8 protein-coding genes are annotated in these 17,359 nt (G+C 72.8%); 6 read left to right on the top strand and 2 right to left on the bottom strand.

All coding sequences use genetic code 11. The features are described from left to right. Positions 1-58: 58 nt before the first annotated feature. Entirely contained in the window at positions 59-871 is an 813-nt protein-coding gene (locus HGA02_RS21555) for an SIP domain-containing protein (protein ID WP_168676818.1), read from the bottom strand. 267 nt (positions 872-1,138) lie between these two features. On the opposite strand from HGA02_RS21555, the gene HGA02_RS01470 reads away from it, so the two are divergent. Further along, positions 1,139-7,339, top strand: coding sequence for an Ig-like domain-containing protein (locus HGA02_RS01470; protein ID WP_210728020.1), 6,201 nt, complete (start codon positions 1,139-1,141; stop codon positions 7,337-7,339). A 2-nt stretch (positions 7,340-7,341) separates the two neighbouring features. Continuing rightward, entirely contained in the window at positions 7,342-10,992 is a 3,651-nt protein-coding gene (locus HGA02_RS01465) for a family 43 glycosylhydrolase (RefSeq protein ID WP_168676814.1), read from the top strand. A 290-nt stretch (positions 10,993-11,282) separates the two neighbouring features. Here HGA02_RS01465 and HGA02_RS01460 read toward each other — a convergent pair whose 3' ends face one another. Continuing rightward, positions 11,283-12,308 carry a LacI family DNA-binding transcriptional regulator gene (locus HGA02_RS01460; protein WP_168676812.1) on the bottom strand — a complete coding sequence of 342 codons (1,026 nt, stop codon included), beginning with the start codon at positions 12,306-12,308 and terminating at the stop codon, positions 11,283-11,285. A gap of 187 nt (positions 12,309-12,495) precedes the next feature. On the opposite strand from HGA02_RS01460, the gene HGA02_RS01455 reads away from it, so the two are divergent. From HGA02_RS01455 to HGA02_RS01440, 4 genes are all read left to right on the top strand, one after another. After that, complete coding sequence (locus tag HGA02_RS01455; protein ID WP_246247291.1) at positions 12,496-13,839, top strand: ABC transporter substrate-binding protein; 1,344 nt, start codon at positions 12,496-12,498, stop codon at positions 13,837-13,839. A gap of 206 nt (positions 13,840-14,045) precedes the next feature. Then, positions 14,046-14,903 (top strand): carbohydrate ABC transporter permease, encoded by an 858-nt coding sequence (locus tag HGA02_RS01450; RefSeq protein ID WP_246247288.1) that lies wholly within the window; start codon positions 14,046-14,048, stop codon positions 14,901-14,903. A gap of 13 nt (positions 14,904-14,916) precedes the next feature. Next, a complete protein-coding gene (locus tag HGA02_RS01445) occupies positions 14,917-15,741 on the top strand; it encodes a carbohydrate ABC transporter permease (RefSeq protein ID WP_168676808.1) in 825 nt (274 codons plus the stop codon). Next, positions 15,738-17,359 (top strand): glycoside hydrolase family 127 protein (locus HGA02_RS01440; protein ID WP_168676806.1); only part of this gene is annotated, 1,622 nt, incomplete at its 3' end. The genes HGA02_RS01445 and HGA02_RS01440, both read left to right, overlap by 4 nt.

The following is a 17,359-nucleotide window of genomic DNA, read 5'->3' as shown; positions in this document are numbered from 1 at the left end:
GGTCGTGTCCGGGGCGGCGTCGCGAGGCGGGCGACCCGCATCCCGACCGGGCGCGGGCTCAGGACGGGGCGCGCGTGCCGGCCTTCCAGTAGCCGCAGAACGTGACGTGCGTCTTGGGGACGCCGCGCTCGTTGACGAGGAACCGCCGGGTGCCGGTCGCGAGCCGCGACTCGCCGACGGCGAAGGCGGCGACGGTGCCGCCGGGCCACGCGAGCGCGCGCAGCGCGGCGAGGGCGAGGTCGCCGACCGGCTCGCCGCCGGTACGGGGGAGCCAGTGGACGGTCACGCCGTCGGGGGCGTCGACGGGCTGGGCGTCGGCGGCGTCGATGAGCTCGACGAACGCGTCGCCGACGGTGTCGCGGGGGAGGTCGCGCAGGATGCCGGCGATCGCGGGCAGGCCGCTCTCGTCGGCGACGAGCAGGACGCGGTCGGCGGGCACGTGCACCCACCCGCAGCCCTGGTCGATGAACGCCACGTCGATGCCGGGCTGCACGGCCTCGGCCCACGGGCCGCCGACGCCGACGGGTCCGTGGCACACGAAGTCGATGTCGACCTCGGGCGTGCCGTCGGGGCCGTCGGGGCGGTGGTCGCGGATCGTGTAGCTGCGGATCACGGGACGCGTGGCCTTGGGCAGCGTGAGGAAGCGCAGGTAGGCGCGGGTGTCGAACCGGTCGGACATGTTGTCGAACCGGGTGTCGTCGCGCACGGGGACGGCGAGCCGGACCCACTGGTCGAAGCCCCGGTACTCGAACCGGCGCAGGTCCTCGCCGCCCAGGGTCACGCGGACCATGTGCGGGGTGACGCGCTCGGCGCGCACGACGGACGCGTGCACGAGGCCGCTCGGGGCGTGGGTGACGGCGATCTGGGGCACGGTGGGCTCCGGGGCTGGGGCGACTGAGGCGTGCCTAACTTAGCCATGCCTCACTGGCGCGCCAAGACCCGTCTCGCGTCCGGTCCCACCGTCGCCCGACGGCGCCACTGCACCGAGGTCACCGAAAATCCCGAAAACACCGAAACCCATTGCGGGCCGATGGCGTGCCATGTCACGCTCGCCGGGAACCTCGCATTCTCAACGTAGAGAGGCGTTTCGGACGTGAGATCTTCCCGCGTGGCACGCAGGCGTGCCGTGGTTCCCTCCTTGACCGCACTCGCCGTCGTCGCCGTCGGGCTGATCCCCGTCGCCGCCGCAGCCGTCCCCGGCGACGAGACCCCGCAGAGCAGCCTCGGGTACCCGACGTTCCGCGGCTCCGACACCCCCGTCCCGCCCACCGGCGTCGACTACGCGCCGTCGCCCTACCTGCAGCGCGTGTTCGACGCCGACGTGGCCGCGGGCGCCGGCAGCACGCCGGGGAACGACTTTTGGGTCGACCGCACCCTCGCCCGCACGGGCCCCGCGTTCGACGGCACCGAGAACCTCGTCGCGTTCACGCGCGGGCGCGCCGTGTTCATGAAGACGCACCAGCCGGCGCGGCTCGGGTGGGACGGCGACGTCGCGTACTGGGAGTCGCTGGGCGGCGGCGGGGCGTTCACGTTCACCGTCCAGGCCGACGGCACGGCCGTCACGCTCACCGAGCAGGCGTCGCAGCGGCGGCAGACGCCGTCGTACTTCCAGTCGGTGTTCACGGGCGGCGGGCTGCGGCTGACGCAGACCAAGTTCATCACCGACCAGGACGTGATGGTCGCGAACGTGCAGGTCACCGACACCTCGGGCGCCGCACGGACCGTCCGTCTCTCCGCCACGTCACCGCAGGCGGGCACGGTCGAGGGCGACGAGCTCGTCGGGACCGTGCGCGCGTTCAACAACCTCACGACGATCCACCCGCGCCTGTCGGGCGACGGGTTCACCGCCGACCCGGGCGCCGCCGCGCTGGTCCGCGACCTCACCGTCCCCGCGAGCGGCTCCGCGACGACCAAGCTCCAGCTCGGCATGCTCACCGACGAGCTGCCGTCGTCGGCCGCCGAGTACGCCGCCTACCGCGCCGCGAGCCCGGCCGAGGCGTTCACGACGCACGTCACCGCCTACAACCGGTGGTGGGCCGACAACATCCCGTACCTCGACACGCCCGAGGACAACATCGACAAGACGCTCCTGTACCGCTGGTGGCTCATGCGGTTCAACTACCTCGACGCGGACATCCCGGGGAACGACTACCAGTTCCCGACGTCGATGGAGGGCGTGCTCGGCTACAACAACGCGATCGTGCTGACGGTCGGCATGTTCGTCGACGACCTCAAGTACTTCCGCGACCCGACGTACGCGTACGGGCCGGCGCTCGCGGTCGGCGAGACGTCGAAGCGCGGGAAGTTCGTCGACAACCCGGGCGACCCCGCCAACTGGTCGAACTCGTACACGCAGTACATCACCGAGGCCGCGTGGCGGGCCTACGAGCTGCACGGCGGGCCGGGCGCGATCGGCTCGACGCTCGGGCAGCACTCGATGGACGACGTCGAGGGGCTGCTGGACGCGTACGACGGCAACGGCAACGACCTCATCGAGTACTCGTGGGGCGCCATGACGGGCAACGACGCCGACGCGGTGTCGTTCCACTGGCCCGGGCACGGCGCCAACATGGACCGCACCGAGAGCGCGTACCTGTACTCGAACTCCCAGGCCGCGGCGGAGTTCTTCCGCGTCGCGGGCCAGACGGAGAAGGCCGACCACATGGAGGCGCTCGCCGAGCGCGTCAAGGCCGCCGTCCTCGAGCACCTGTGGGAGCCGGCGCAGACGACGCCGGACCAGGTCGGCCTGTACGGGAACCTGCTCAAGCACCGCATGACGCAGGACGGGACGCTCAACCCGTACAAGGAGATCAACAACTACTACCCGTTCACCGTCGGCCTCATGCCGAAGCCCGGTGACCCGGACTACGACCAGCCGTACACCGAGGCGCTGCGGCTGTTCGCCGACGCCGACCAGTACCCGGTGTTCCCGTTCTTCACGGCGAACCAGGTCGACAAGGCGGACTCGCCGGAGGAGGGCTCGAACAACTTCTCGGTCATCAACTCGACCGTCCTGTTCCGCATGTTCTCGTCGGTGCTGCGCGACTACCCGACGGACTACGTCACGCCGGAGATGTACAAGCAGCTCCTCTACTGGAACGCGTTCGCGCACTACCAGGGCGGCGACAACCGGCTGCCGAACCAGAACGAGTTCTGGGCGAACGGCTCCGCGGCCGACGGCGGCTCGATCGGCTACCGGTCCTGGATCCACCACACGATCCTCGGCGCGACGAACTTCACCGTCATCGAGGACGCGATGGGCCTGCGCAGCCGGGCCGACGGCAAGATCGAGCTCGACCCGATCGACATCGACTGGCCGTACTTCACGGCGAACAACGTCCGGTACCACGACCGCGACCTCACGGTGACGTGGGACGAGACGGGCGACCACTACGGCGACGACGTGCCCGCGGGGTACTCCGTCTTCCTCGACGGCGCGCTCGCGTTCACGGTCGACGACCTGTCGCACGTCGTGTACGACCCGGCCACGGGGTCCGTCGAGGTGCTCGAGGGCGACGCGGCCGTCGTGACCGCGAACGTCGCCGACCTCGCGACGGCCTCCGACGTGCGGTTCGCCGACGGTGACCGCGTGGTCGACGTGTTCGCCAAGGCGGGCACGGACATCGCCACGGAGTCGACGGGCTCGGCGAACCTCGCCGCGGGCCGCCCGGTCACCGCGTCCTTCTCGGCCGCCGGCCGCGTGCCCGAGGGGGCCGTCGACGGCACGACCGTCAACGAGCCCTTCTGGGGGACCGCGGGCTCGCCGAACGCGACCGACTCGATCGAGGTCGCGCTCGACGGCACGCAGGCCGTCGACGACGTGCGCGTCTACTTCTACCGTTCGTCGTCGAGCGCGACCGTCCAGGGCTACGCGGCGCCGGAGCTGTTCACGGTCGAGTACCGCGACGCCGGCGGCTGGCACCCGGTCCCCGGGCAGGCCAGGTCGCCCGTCTACTCGACGGCGAACCTCAACCGCGTGCAGTTCCCGGAGGTGCAGGCCGACGCGCTGCGCGTGACCGTCCAGCACGCCGCGGGCTTCCGGACGGGCGTCAAGGAGGTCCAGGCCTTCGCGACGGGCGTCGAGGCGCCGCCGTCGACGAACGCCGCGCCGAAGGTCACCGTGTACCAGGACCCGACGTTCGACCAGCCCGCCCAGGTCCGCCTGGTCGGGACGGTGTCCGACGACGCGCAGCCGTCCGGCACGCTCACGTCGGCGTGGACGGTCGTGAGCGCGCCCGAAGGGGCGCAGGCCGTCGTCGCGTCGCCCGCGCAGGCCACGACCGTCGTGCAGTTCGACACGTCGGGCCGGTACGTCCTGCGCCTGACGGCGTCCGACGGCGAGCTCTCGACGAGCCGTGACGTCACCGTCGACGCCGAGGTCAGCGGCACCGCCAAGACCAACGTCGCGCCCGACGCCACCGCGTCCGCGTCCGCCGTCACCGGGTGGAACCGCGTCGCCGCGATCAACGACGGCCTCGCGTCCTACCCGGTCGCCGCCGAGTCCGACGCGTGGGGCACGTGGGGCACCGCCGCGGGTGCGGGCAACACGTACTGGGCCCGGCTCACCTGGCCCGAGCCCGTGCGGGTCGACGAGTCGCGGATCCTGTTCCACTCCAACCGCGACCCGGGCGGCGTGCTGCCGCCGTCGTCGTGGACGCTCGAGTACCTGGCGGCCGACGGCTCGTGGCAGCCGGTGCCCGACCCGAGCGGCTACCCGACCGAGGACGGGACGTTCAACGCCGTGACGCACGGGTCGGTCACGACCACGTCGCTGCGCGCGACGCTCGTCCGCGACGGGTCGTCGTACCCCGGCATCATCGAGTGGCAGGCGCTCGCGGAGGAGCCCGTCGCGGTCGAGGACGTGTCCGTCCGGACGCTCGTCGGCGTCGCGCCGGTCCTGCCGCCCGCGGTGGAGGTCGTCTTCGCCGACGGCTCCCGCGTCGAGCGGGCGGTCGACTGGCAGGACGTGCCCGCCGACGCGTACGCCGCGCAGGGCGAGTTCACCGTCCCGGGCTTCGTCGCGGGCACCGCGAAGCTGGCCCGCGCGACCGTCTTCGTCCGGCCGACCGACGCCGTGCAGATCAACACCTTCGAGCCCGCCGCGGTGACCACGGTCGCCGGGACGGCCCCGGTGCTGCCGGCCCGCGTCGTCGCGACGTACAACGACGGGTCCGAGGCGTCGCTGCCGGTCACGTGGGACGCGGTGGACCCGTCGTCCTACGCCTCTCCTGGGGAGTTCACGGTCGAAGGTGCGGTGGCGGGCACCGACAAGCGACCGACCGCCGTGGTCACCGTGACGTCCGGCGCGCCGCAGGCCCCGGTGGTCACGCTGACCACCGACCCCGAGCGTCCGGCGTCCGGCTGGTTCACCGGCCCGGTCGACGTCACGGTCACCGCGACCGACGACACCGACCCGTCGCCGACGGTCGAGGCGCAGGTCGACGGGGGTGCCTGGACCGCCGTGACCGGACCGATCACGGTCAGCGGCGACGGACGGCACACCGTCCGCGGCCGCGCCACGGACTCCGGCGGGCTCGTCTCGCCCGTGCAGTCCGTCGCGGTCGACATCGACGGCACGGCACCCGTCGTCACCGCGTCCTTCGACGAGTCCCGGCGCCGCCTCACCCTGGCGACGACCGAGACCGGCTCGGGCGTGGCGTCGACCGAGTACCGCGTCGACGGCGGTGCGTGGACGGCGTACGGCACGGGCGCGACGATCGCCACCGCGGCGACCGTCGAGTACCGGTCGACCGACCGCGCGGGCAACGTCTCGGCCGTCGGTTCGCTGGCGGTGCCGCCGCCGGACCCGGACGCGCCCGTCAACATCGCGCCCAACGCGGCCGTGAGCGTCTCCGCCACGACGACGTGGAACCGCGCCGCCGGCATCACCGACGGCGTCGCGAACCACCCCGTCACGTCGCAGGCCTCCGCCTGGGGCACGTGGAACATCGCGGGCGACACGCAGTGGGCGCGTCTCGACTGGCCCACGCCGGTCACGACGGACACCAGCCGGCTGCTGTTCTTCGACGACGGCGGCGGCATGCGCGCCCCCGCGTCGTGGACGCTCGAGTACCTGCTCGACGACGGCGTCACCTGGGCGCCGGTCCCGGACGCGTCGCCGTACACGACGACCGTCGGCCAGTTCGACACCCTCACGCACGCCCCGGTCACCACGACGGCGCTGCGCGCGACGCTCACGAAGCCGCCGACCGGGTGGGTGGGCATCGTCGAGTGGGAGGTCCTGAGCGCGCCCGTCGCGGCGACGGTCCTCACCGCCCCGACCGACCCTGTGACCGCCGGGGACGCGTTCGACGTGACGCTCACCGGGGGGACGCCGGGCACCGCGTACGCGGTCACGGTCGAGCCGGGGGCGGTCGCGCTCGGCACGCTCACGACCGACGCCCAGGGCGCGGGCACGCTGCGCACGGCCCCGCTGCCGCGCGACCTGGCGGGCGGTGCGTACACGGTCCGCGCGGTCGCCGGGGAGTCCGTCGTCGAGGCGCCGCTCACCGTCGTCGCCGGGCCCGGGCAGGCCGTCGTCACCGCCGGGACCGTCGAGGTCGTCGGGGTGCCGACGGTCGGGCAGGTGCTGCTCGCGCAGACCGCCGGCTGGGGGCCTGAGGGCGTCGAGCTCGCGTACCAGTGGTCGGTGGGCGGCAAGACCGTCCGCGGTGCCACCGGGGCCGAGTACACGCCGGTGCAGAAGGACCTCGGCAAGACCGTCACCGTCGAGGTCACCGGGTACCTGGAGGGCTGGGAGAGCGTCTCCCTCACGTCGTCGCCGACCGCGGCCGTCGTGAAGCCGACCGTGCAGGCCGGGACGGTCACGATCACCGGCACGGCGGTCGTCGGCAGCACCGTGCGGGCGCAGACCTCGGCCTGGGCGGCCGGCGTGAAGCTCGAGTACCGCTGGCTGCTCGACGGGACCGTCGTGAAGGGCGCGACGTCGAGCAGCTGGAAGGTGCCCGCGTCGGCCGCCGGCACGGTCCTGACGGTCGAGGTCCGCGGCAGCGCCGCCGGGCACGAACCGTCGACCTGGGCCTCGTCGCCGCCGACCACGGTGCAGGCCGGCACGCTCACGGCCCGCGACGTCCGCATCGCGGGGTCCGCCCGGCCGCTGTCGGTCGTGACCGCGGTGCACGGGGTGTGGGGGCCGTTCCCGGTGCACCTGTCGTACCAGTGGTTCGTCGACGGCGAGCCCGTGAAGGGCGCGACCGCGCCCGTGTACCTCGTGCGCACCGCCGACCGCGGGTCCGTGCTCACCGTCGAGGTGACCGGCACCAAGGACGGCTACACCCCGAGCACCCGCACCTCCGACGGCATCAAGGTGGGACGTTGACCATGACCACGCACCAGACGACACGCAGGTCCGTCGCCGCCGCGCTGGCCGGGGCCCTCATCGCGACGGCGGTGGCGGCCTGGCCGTCGGCCGCCGTCGCGGCGGACCCGCCCGCCCCGACCCGGTCCTTCCACACCGAAGGCAACCCGATCCTCGGTGACGGCTCGTCCTACTCCGCCGACGCGGCCCCGCTGTCGGTCGACGGCACGCTCTACGTGTACGCCGGGCACGACGAGGCCGCCGAGCAGCAGGCCGGGTTCGAGATGCACGACTACCAGGTCTTCGCGACCGACGACCCGACGTCGGGCGACTGGGACCTCTACGCCGACAACCTGGACCCCGACGAGGTCTTCGCGTGGGCCACCGGGGATGCGGCGTTCGCGGGCCAGGTCACGATCGGCGCCGACGGGAAGTTCTACTGGTACGCGCCTGTGCAGTGGGAGAACACGGCTGTGCCCAACCGCATGGCGATCGGCGTCGCCGTCTCCGACTCGCCTGTCGGGCCGTGGACCGACGCGGTCGGCGCACCACTGCTGACCTGGACCGACGTCTTCGGTTCGTCGACCACCGGACAGGAGGTCATCGACCCGCACGTCTTCACCGACACCGACGGGTCCGTCTACCTGTACTGGGGCTCGTGGTCGGTCGCGCGGGTGGTCGAGCTGGACCCGTCGATGACGGCGCTGGCTGGGTCGATCCGGACGATCCCCGGGCTCACCGGGTTCTTCGAGGCGCCGTGGGTGTTCGAGCGCGAGGGCACCTACTACCTGGCGTACGACTGGAAGCAGGGCGGGTCGGAGTGCACGCCCTCGAACTACCAGGCGTGCATCGCCTACGCGACGGCGCCGTCGGCGCTCGGCCCGTGGACCTACCAGGGGATCATCCTCGGCGGCACGTCCGCGACGACCGTGCACCCGTCGATCGTCGAGCACGACGGCCGCTGGTGGATCACGTACCACACCAAGGACGCCGTGGGCGGCGGCCACTTCCGCCGGTCCGTGGCGATCGACGAGGTGCGCTGGGAAGGTGACCGGATCCTGCCGGTGCAGCAGACGCTCGCCGACGACCCCGACTTCCGGCTGACGGACAACGTCGCGCTCGCGGCGTCCGCGTCGGCGTCGTTCACCGAGCAGCCGCCCATGCGGCTCGGCGCCGTCAACGACGGCTTCCGCCGGACCACCGCGCTGCTGCCGCCCGACCAGTGGGGCAACTACCGCGGCACGACGTCGTCGCACCCGTCGGACTGGGTGCAGTACACGTGGGACGCACCCGTGCGGACCGGGTCGGTGGGGATCGAGTTCCACCGTGACGGCAACTGGATCCGTCAGCCGTCCTCGTGGATCGTGGAGTACCTCGACCCCGCAGGCGCGTGGCAGCCGGTGACGGGGGCGTCGTACCCGACGGCCACCGACACCTGGCACACGGTCACGTTCGACGAGGTCTCCACGACCGCGCTGCGCGCGACGTTCCGCGGGCTCGACGAGGGGCCGTACGTGCACTCGGTGTCCGTGTCCGAGTGGGAGGTGTACGCGGTCGCGGCCGACGCGCTGCCGTCCGCGACCGTCGCGACGCCCGTCGGCACCGCGCCGGAGCTGCCCGCCGCGATCCGTGCGTCCTACGGCGAGGAGTCCGCGTGGGTGCCGGTCAACTGGCGGCCCGTCGACCCGGCGGACTACGCCGCCGAGGGGACCTTCACCGTCGAGGGGCGCGCGCTCGGGCAGGCCGGCGGCTACGTGGTGGCGACCGTCCACGTCGGCGGGACCGTCGACCCGGGCGGCGACGACACGACAGCGCCCGTCGTCTCGGTATCGGCGTCCGGCACCTCCGGCGAGGACGGGTGGTTCTCGTCGCCGGTCACCGTCCGGGTGGCCGCCGACGACGACACGTCGTACCTCACGACGATCGAGACGCGCGTCGGCGACGGCGCGTGGACCCCGACGGCGGACGCCCGCCACGTCGACGTGCCCGTGTCGGCCCAGGGGGAGACGGTCGTGAGCGGCCGGGCCACCGACGCGGCGGGCAACACGTCCTCGGAGGTCAGCCGGGCCGTGAAGGTCGACACCGGGGCCCCGGCGGTCACGGCCGTGCTGGACCCCGCCACCCGGGCGGTCACCGTCGGCGCCACCGACACCCTGTCCGGGGTGGCAGCGGTCGAGTACCGGTTCGATGGCACGGGCGACTGGGTCACGGCGGCCGACGGGGCCGTCGTCGAGGCGCCCGACATGCTCCCGCACGAGCTCGTCGTCCGTGCCCGTGACCGCGCGGGCAACACCGCGACGAGCACGGTCAGCATCCCGCTCGGCGACGGCGCGTCGCTCACCGGCAACGTCGCGCCGTACGCGGCGGCGTCGGCCTCCTTCACCTCCGGGTGGGAGGACGTCGCCGGCATGAACGACGGCACCACCGCCTGGGGCGAGGACGACGCGTCGAAGTACGGCGCGTCGTGGGGCACATGGGACCGTGTCGGCGAGCAGTGGGCGCAGCTCACGTGGGACTTCGACGTCACCGTCGACCGCGCGAACGTCTGGTGGTACCAGAACGTCCCCGACGCGCAGAACGAGGGGCTGATCGCGCCGAGGTCGTGGGTGCTGCAGTACCTGGACGCTGACGGGGTGACCTGGCGGGAGGTCGCGCTGACGTCCGGGTCGTACGCCCGCACGTCGACCGGCTTCGTGCCGGTCGGGTTCGACGCCGTCACGACGCGCGCGCTGCGGATCGTCGCGCAGTCCTGGGGCGCCGCCGCCGGGCAGGGGTCCGTCGGGATCCACGAGTGGCAGGTCGGGGTCGCCGAGGAGGCGGGTGTCGTCACGCCGGCCGCACCGACGTTCACCCCGTCCGAGGTCTGCACGGACGGGGACCCGGAGACGGCGTCGGTCGTGATCCCGGACGTCGAGGGCGTGGTCTACGCGATCGACGGCACCGACGTGACCGGCACCGTCGAGGTCGCGGCCGACGCGGCGGTCGTCGTCACGGCCCGCGCCGCCGACGGGTACACGCTGGCCGACGGTGCGAGGACCGAGTGGGAGCACCAGTTCGTCGCCCCCGACTGCCCGGTCGAGGACGTCGTAGTCACGCCCGCCGCTCCCGTCTACACCGGTCCCGTCTGCACCGACGGCGATCCGGGCGACGGGTCGGTCGCCGTGCCGACCGTCGAGGGCGTCGAGTACCGCGTCGACGCCTCCGCGGTGACGGGCACGGTCACCGTGGCTCTGGGCGAGGTCGTCACGCTGACGACCGTGCCGCTCGACGGGTACGCCTTCCCGGCCGGCCCGCAGACGGTCTCGTGGGCCTTCCGCGCCGACACCCCCGACTGCTCGCCCGCCGCGGCCGTCGTGCCGGGGTCGGTCGAGCTCAGGGGCAAGGCGCGCGTCGGCGACACGCTCACCGCGTCGACGAAGGGCTGGCAGCCGCAGGGCGTCCGGCTCGCCTACACCTGGTTCGCCGACGGGGTCCGCCTCGACGGCGTCACCGGTGACCGCCTCCAGGTGCCCGCAGCGCTGGAGGGGACGTCGGTCACCGTCAAGGTCACGGGCTTCGGCACCGGACTGGTCACGGCGTCGGCCACCTCCGACCCCGTCGGCCCGGTCCTCCCGCCGAAGAAGGGCTGGGACTGGCCCTGGTCGGGCGGCGGCTGGCGCTGGCCGTGGTCCTGACCCACCCGTGACCGACGAGGGGTGGCCGCCCGAGGGGGAGCGGCCACCCCTCGTCGCGCTCCGGTCGGCCGCGTCGCCCCCGCCGTCCGGGCCCGCCGCCCCCCCCGTCCTCCGGCCCTGTCGACCCGGGTCACCGCGGCACTCCGGCGGCGAACGCAACGTTGGGCTCGCACCGGGCCCTCCGGATGAGCCTGATGTTGCGTTCGACGGCGGACGGCGGACGGCGGACGGCGGACGGCGGACGGCGGACGGCGGACGGCGGAGGGCGACGGAGGGCGGCGAGAGGAGGGTCAGGCGGGCTTGGGGCCCGTCGACCCGCGGGGGACCAGGCGGGACGGGATGACCTCGGTGCCGTGGTGGGGGTCGCCCTCGATGGCGTCGAAGAGGAGGGCAGCGGCGCGGCGGCCGAGCTCCTCGAGGTTCATGTCGATGCTGGTGAGCTGCGGGCGCGCGTTGAGCGCGAGGATCTCCCAGTTGTCGTGGCCGGTGACCGCGACGTCCTCCGGGACGCGGCGGCCGGCCTCGCGCAGGGTGTCGAGGACCCCGCGGGCGATCTGGTCGGACCCACTGATGATCGCATCGACGTCGGCGAACCGGTTGACCACGAGCCCCGCGGCCGTCCGGCCCCACTCCTCGGTCCAGGCGCCGTACAGCGGCCCGCCGAGCACCTCGACGCCGGCCTCGGCCAGCACCGCCGTGGCCCCGTCGACCCGGTCGTGCGCGGCCCCGTACCCGGCGTCGCCGGTGACGATCGCGACGCGCGACCGCCCGCAGGCCAGCAGGTGCTCGGCGACGAGCCGCCCGCCCTGCACGTTGTCGGTGACGACGGACATGTCGGCGGGGTCCTGCGACGGCGCGTAGGCGTACACGACGGGCACGGGCAGCTGGCCGAGCGACGGGCGCGGGTCGGGGCGCGCGCCCACGACGATGAGCCCGTCGACGCGCCGGCCGAGCAGCGCCTGCACGTGGTACTGCTCGCGCAGGGCGTCGCCACGCGCGTCGCACAGGAGCACGGACGTCTTGCCGGTGCCGGCGGCGTCCTCGGCGCCCATGAGCGTCGGGATGGAGAACCGGCCCTCGAGGTCGTGCGTGACGAGGCCGATCGTCCCGGACCGCCCGGACAGCAGGTGCCGGGCGAGGACGTTGGGGGAGAAGTTCAGCTGCTCGGCGGCTGAAAGGACTCTCTCACGGGTTTCGGCCTTGACCTGCTGCCGCCCGTTGAGCGACTTGGAGGCCGTCGCGAGCGACACCCCGGCGAGCTTGGCCACGTCCGCGAGGGTCGGTGGCTTCCGCGTGTTCCCCGTTGTCGTCTGCATGTTCATCCCCCGCGAGAACGAAAGTGACGGGGCTGGACGCCGTCGTCTTTCGGGATCGTACCGGCTGGACGCGCGGAAGGGAGCCCTTGACGTGCCGAGACAGCGACCGCTACGTTGCCGAAAAGGGTTTCGGCAGACCCTCAGCCCACGGGCGCCCGACGGGGGACGCCCGCAGTTCGCTTCGACGATGAAGTCCGAGGAGAGCACGATGAGCAAGCGGTTGTCCCGATCGCGCACAGCACGAGGAGCTGCCCTGCTGGCCGTCGCCGGTCTGGCGCTGACGAGCCTGGCAGCCTGCAGCAGCGGTGACGACGACGGGGGCGGCAACGCCCCGGCCGAGTCCGTCGGGCCCGACGGCGTCGACGACGGCACCAGCCTCACCATGTGGACGCGCGCGCCGCTCGAGCGGCAGGCCAAGGCCCTGGTCGAGGCGTACAACGCGTCGCACGAGAACCAGGTGGAGCTCGAGATCATCCCCAACGACGACATGGAGGGGAAGGTCGGTGCGGCCGCCACGAACGACGAGCTGCCCGACCTGCTCGCGGGCGACGTCGTCCGCCTGCCGTACTGGGTCTCGAACGGCCTGTTCACGGACCTGACCGAGAACATCGACGGCCTCGACTACGCCGACGACATCACGCAGGGCCACGTCGACGCGGGCACCGACGCCGACGGCGCCAAGCACACCGTCCCGTTCGTCACCGACATCTCCGTGATGGTGTGGAACAAGGCGCTGTACGCCGAGGCCGGCCTCGACCCGGAGAAGGGCCCGACCACGTTCGCCGAGTTCGAGGAGCAGGCGAAGGCCGTCCAGGCGCTCGACAAGCCCGGCGTCTCCGGCACGTACTACGGCGGCAACTGCGGCGGCTGCCTCGTCTTCACGTGGTTCCCGACCATCTGGGCGTCGGGCGACGAGGTGCTCTCCGACGACGGCAAGGAGTCGCTGCTCGCGTCGGACACCGCGAAGGAGGTCTACGACACCTACGCGCGGCTGAACGACGCGGGTGCGGTGGGTGCGGGCTCGAAGGAGGAGACCGGCGCGACGTGGACCGCCCCGTTCTCGAACGGCGAGGTCGGCGTCATGCAGTACCCGAACACCGCGGTCTACGCGGCCCAGGAGGCCGGCATCGACGTCGGTGTCACCGGCATCCCCGGGATCGACGGCGGCCAGTCGACGTTCCTCGGCGGCGACGCGATGGGCGTCTCGAAGGACTCCGAGCACGTCGCGCAGGCGTGGAACTTCCTCGCCTGGATGATGTCCGACGACACCCAGCTCGAGGTCGTCGCGAAGAACGGCGAGGTCCCCGGCCGCAACAGCCTGCTCGACAACCAGTACGCGCAGGAGGACCCGCTCGCCCTCACGATGAACAAGCTCGCCGAGAACGGCCGCACACCGGTCGCCGAGTACTTCTCGGAGGCGTTCAACGCGTCCGGCAGCCCGTGGGTCACGCTGTTCCGCAACGCGACCTTCGACAAGACCGGCACGGTCGACGAGGACAACGACGCCGTCACGGCGGTCCTCGACCAGTGAGACCAGGGCGGCGGCGGGCCCGGCCCCGTCCGCTCGGCAGGCAGCCCGCCGCCGCCCGACCTCGTCTCACCCGCGAGCCCGCCACGACGGGCGCGACCCCGGAGCCACGCATGACCACCGTCACGACCCGTCCGCCCGACGCGGGACCCTCGTCGTCACCCCCGCACCGCCACCGCCCGCGGGCCAACCGCTCGCACGGGCCCCTGATGGGCTGGCTCTACGCAAGCCCGACCGCCGTGCTCGTCGCGGTCCTGTTCGTCGTCCCGCTCGTCCTCGTCCTGATCATGTCCGCGTCGGACTGGTCGCTCCTCGCGGGCAACGACGGCACCAACTTCCCGGAGAACTACACGGAGGTCCTCGACCACCGCATGTTCTGGCCGGCCGTCGTCTTCACGCTGAAGTACACGGTGATCGCGACCGTGCTCCTCATCGGCCTGGGCCTCGGGCTCGCGCTGCTGGTGCAGGAGAGCAGCCGGTGGAGCGGCGTGCTGCGCACGTCGTTCCTGCTGCCCACGGCCCTCGGGCTCGCGTCGGCGTCGCTGCTGTTCTACGCGCTGTACTCGCCGCAGGTCGGGCCCATGTCGGACTTCCTCGCGCGGTTCGGCATCGGCAACGGGTCGGTCAACATCCTCGGCACCGCCGACGGTGCGCTCTGGGGGACGGTGATCCTCATCGTCTGGCGCTTCGCGGGGTTCTACATGCTGCTGCTGCTCGTGGGGCTGCAGGGCATCGGCCAGGAGGTCTACGAGTCGGCCCGCATGGACGGCGCCAACACGTGGCAGGTGTTCCGCAAGATCACGCTGCCGCTGCTCAAGCCGTCGCTCGCGCTCGCCACGATCCTGTGCGTCACCGGGTCGCTGCTCGCGTTCGACCAGTTCTACATCCTGACGAAGGGCGGACCGGACGGCGCCACCATGACCGTCGTCCAGCTCGTCTACAACCTCGCGTTCGAGTCCAAGCGCGACCTCGGGATGGCCGCCGCGCTGTCCGTGCTCGTGCTGCTCGCCCTCGTCGTCATCAACGTCGTCCAGCTCAAGGCGCTGCGGCGCTCGCCGGACGAGTGAGGGAGGCCCGACGATGAAGACGCTGCCCCGCGTGCTCGGACGCACGCCCTACTGGGTGCTGACCGGTGGCCTGGCCATCCTGTTCCTGTACCCGATGATCTGGACCGCCGTGTCGTCGGTGTCGCCGCAGCCGGGCTCGGCGCAGGTGGACGGCTACGGCCTCGGCAACTACGAGACGCTGCTGAATTACCAGGCCGGCCTCGGCCACTACCTGGGCAACTCGCTCGTCATCACGCTCGTCGCGGTCGTCACGACGCTCGTCGCGGCGACCCTGGGCGGGTACGCGTTCGCGCGGTTCACCTTCCCCGGCAAGGACGCGCTGTTCCTGCTCGTCCTGTCGATCCTCATGGTCCCGTACGCGACGCTGCTGGTCCCGCTCGTCATCTGGCTGAAGGACATCGGCCTCAACAACTCGCTCGTCGGCGTCGGCCTCGTGCTCGCCGTGTTCCAGCTGCCGTTCGCGATGTTCATGATGCGCATCTCGTTCGAGTCGGTGCCCAAGGAGATGGAGGAGGCGGCCCTCGTCGACGGCTGCGGCTCCTTCGGCGCGCTGCGGCGCGTGCTGCTCCCGGCGGTCAAGCCGGGCCTCATCACCATCGGGCTGTTCGCGTTCCTCGCCGCGTGGAACGACTTCATGGTGCCGCTGTACCTCGTGGGGGGCGAGAACCAGCCGCTGCCGCTGGCGCTGGTCAACATGCGCCAGCAGGTCATGGGCGTCATCGACTACGGCGCCACGCAGGCCGGCGTCGTCGTGCTGACGATCCCGTGCATCGTCCTCTTCCTCGTGCTCCAGCGGCACTACGTCAACGGATTCATGTCGGGCGCGCTGAAGGGATGACCTCGCTCGTGAACAACACCACCACCATCCGTCCCGCGCCCGTGCTGCCCTCGACGGGGGCCCTGCGACCGCTCGGACTCGACGAGGTCGCAATCACCGGGGGCTTCTGGGCCGAGCGCCAGCGCGTCAACGGCGAGGCGTCGATCCGGCACTGCGACACGTGGGAGACGCGCGTCGGCTGGATCGACAACTTCCGGCACGCGCTCGACGGCACGATCGTGCAGCAGCGCACGGGCCGCGAGTTCTCCGACTCGGACGTCTACAAGATGATCGAGGCGATGGCGTGGGAGGTCGGCCGCACCGGCGACCCCGCGCTCGAGGCCCGCATCGTCGAGCTGTCCGCGCTGATCGGCCGCGTGCAGGAGCCGGACGGCTACCTGAGCACGAAGTTCGGACGGCCCGGCCAGGCGCCGCGGTACTCCGACCTCGCCTGGGGTCACGAGCTGTACTGCTACGGGCACCTGATCCAGGCCGCGGTCGCGCGGCTGCGGACGGGGCACGACGACGAGCTCGTCGCGATCGCCCGCCGCGCCGCCGACCACGTGTGCGCCGAGTTCGGGCCCGCCGGCCGCGACGGCGTGTGCGGTCACCCGGAGATCGAGGTCGCGCTCGTCGAGCTCGCCCGCGCGACGGGGGAGCGGCGCTACCTGGACCAGGCCGCACTGTTCGTCGAGCGTCGCGGCCACGGCACGCTGCCCGACATCGAGTACGGCCGCGAGTACTACCAGGACGACGTGCCCGTCCGTGACGCCACGGTGCTGCGCGGGCACGCGGTGCGCGCGCTCTACCTGGCCGCGGGCGCGGTCGACGTCGCGGTCGAGACGGGCGACGAGACGCTGCTCGACGTCGTGCGCGACCAGTACGAGCGCACGCTCGCGCGCCGGACGTACCTGACGGGGGGCATGGGGTCGCACCACCAGGACGAGGCGTTCGGCGACGACCACGAGCTGCCGCCGGACCGCGCGTACTGCGAGACGTGCGCGGGCGTCGCATCGGTCATGGTCGCGTGGCGGCTGCTGCTCGCGACGGGCGACGCGCACTGGGGCGACGTGGTCGAGCGGACGCTGTTCAACGTCGTCGCGACCTCGCCCGCCGAGGACGGTCAGGCGTTCTTCTACACGAACCCGCTGCACAAGCGGGTCCCCGGCTCGGCGGCGGACCCCGACGAGGTCAGCGCGCGGGCCCTGTCGCGGCTGCGTGCGCCCTGGTTCGAGGTGTCGTGCTGCCCGACCAACGTGGCCCGCACGTTCGCGTCGCTCGGCGCGTACCTCGCGACCGTGTCCGAGGACGGCGTGCAGCTGCACCAGTACGCACCGGCGCGCATCGCGACGACGCTGGGCGACGGCCGCGCGATCGGCCTCGAGGTCGCGACGGGCTACCCGCACGACGGCGACGTCGTGGTCCGCGTGACGCAGGCACCGCCCGGTGAGGTGGCCCTGTCGCTGCGCGTGCCGTCGTGGGCCGTGGGCGCGGCGACGCTCGACGGCGGGCCCGTCGACGGCGGTGTCGCGACGGTCCGCCGGGCGTTCGCGGTGGGCGACGAGGTGCGCCTCTCGCTCCCGGTGCAGCCCCGCGTGACGACCCCCGACGACCGCATCGACGCCGTCCGCGGCTGCGT

The sequence above is a fragment of the Cellulomonas septica genome, assembly GCF_012396155.1.
Lineage (GTDB): Bacteria > Actinomycetota > Actinomycetes > Actinomycetales > Cellulomonadaceae > Cellulomonas > Cellulomonas septica.
The sequence above is the reverse complement of the archived record's forward strand: the minus strand, read 5'-3'. Positions and strand labels throughout refer to the sequence as shown.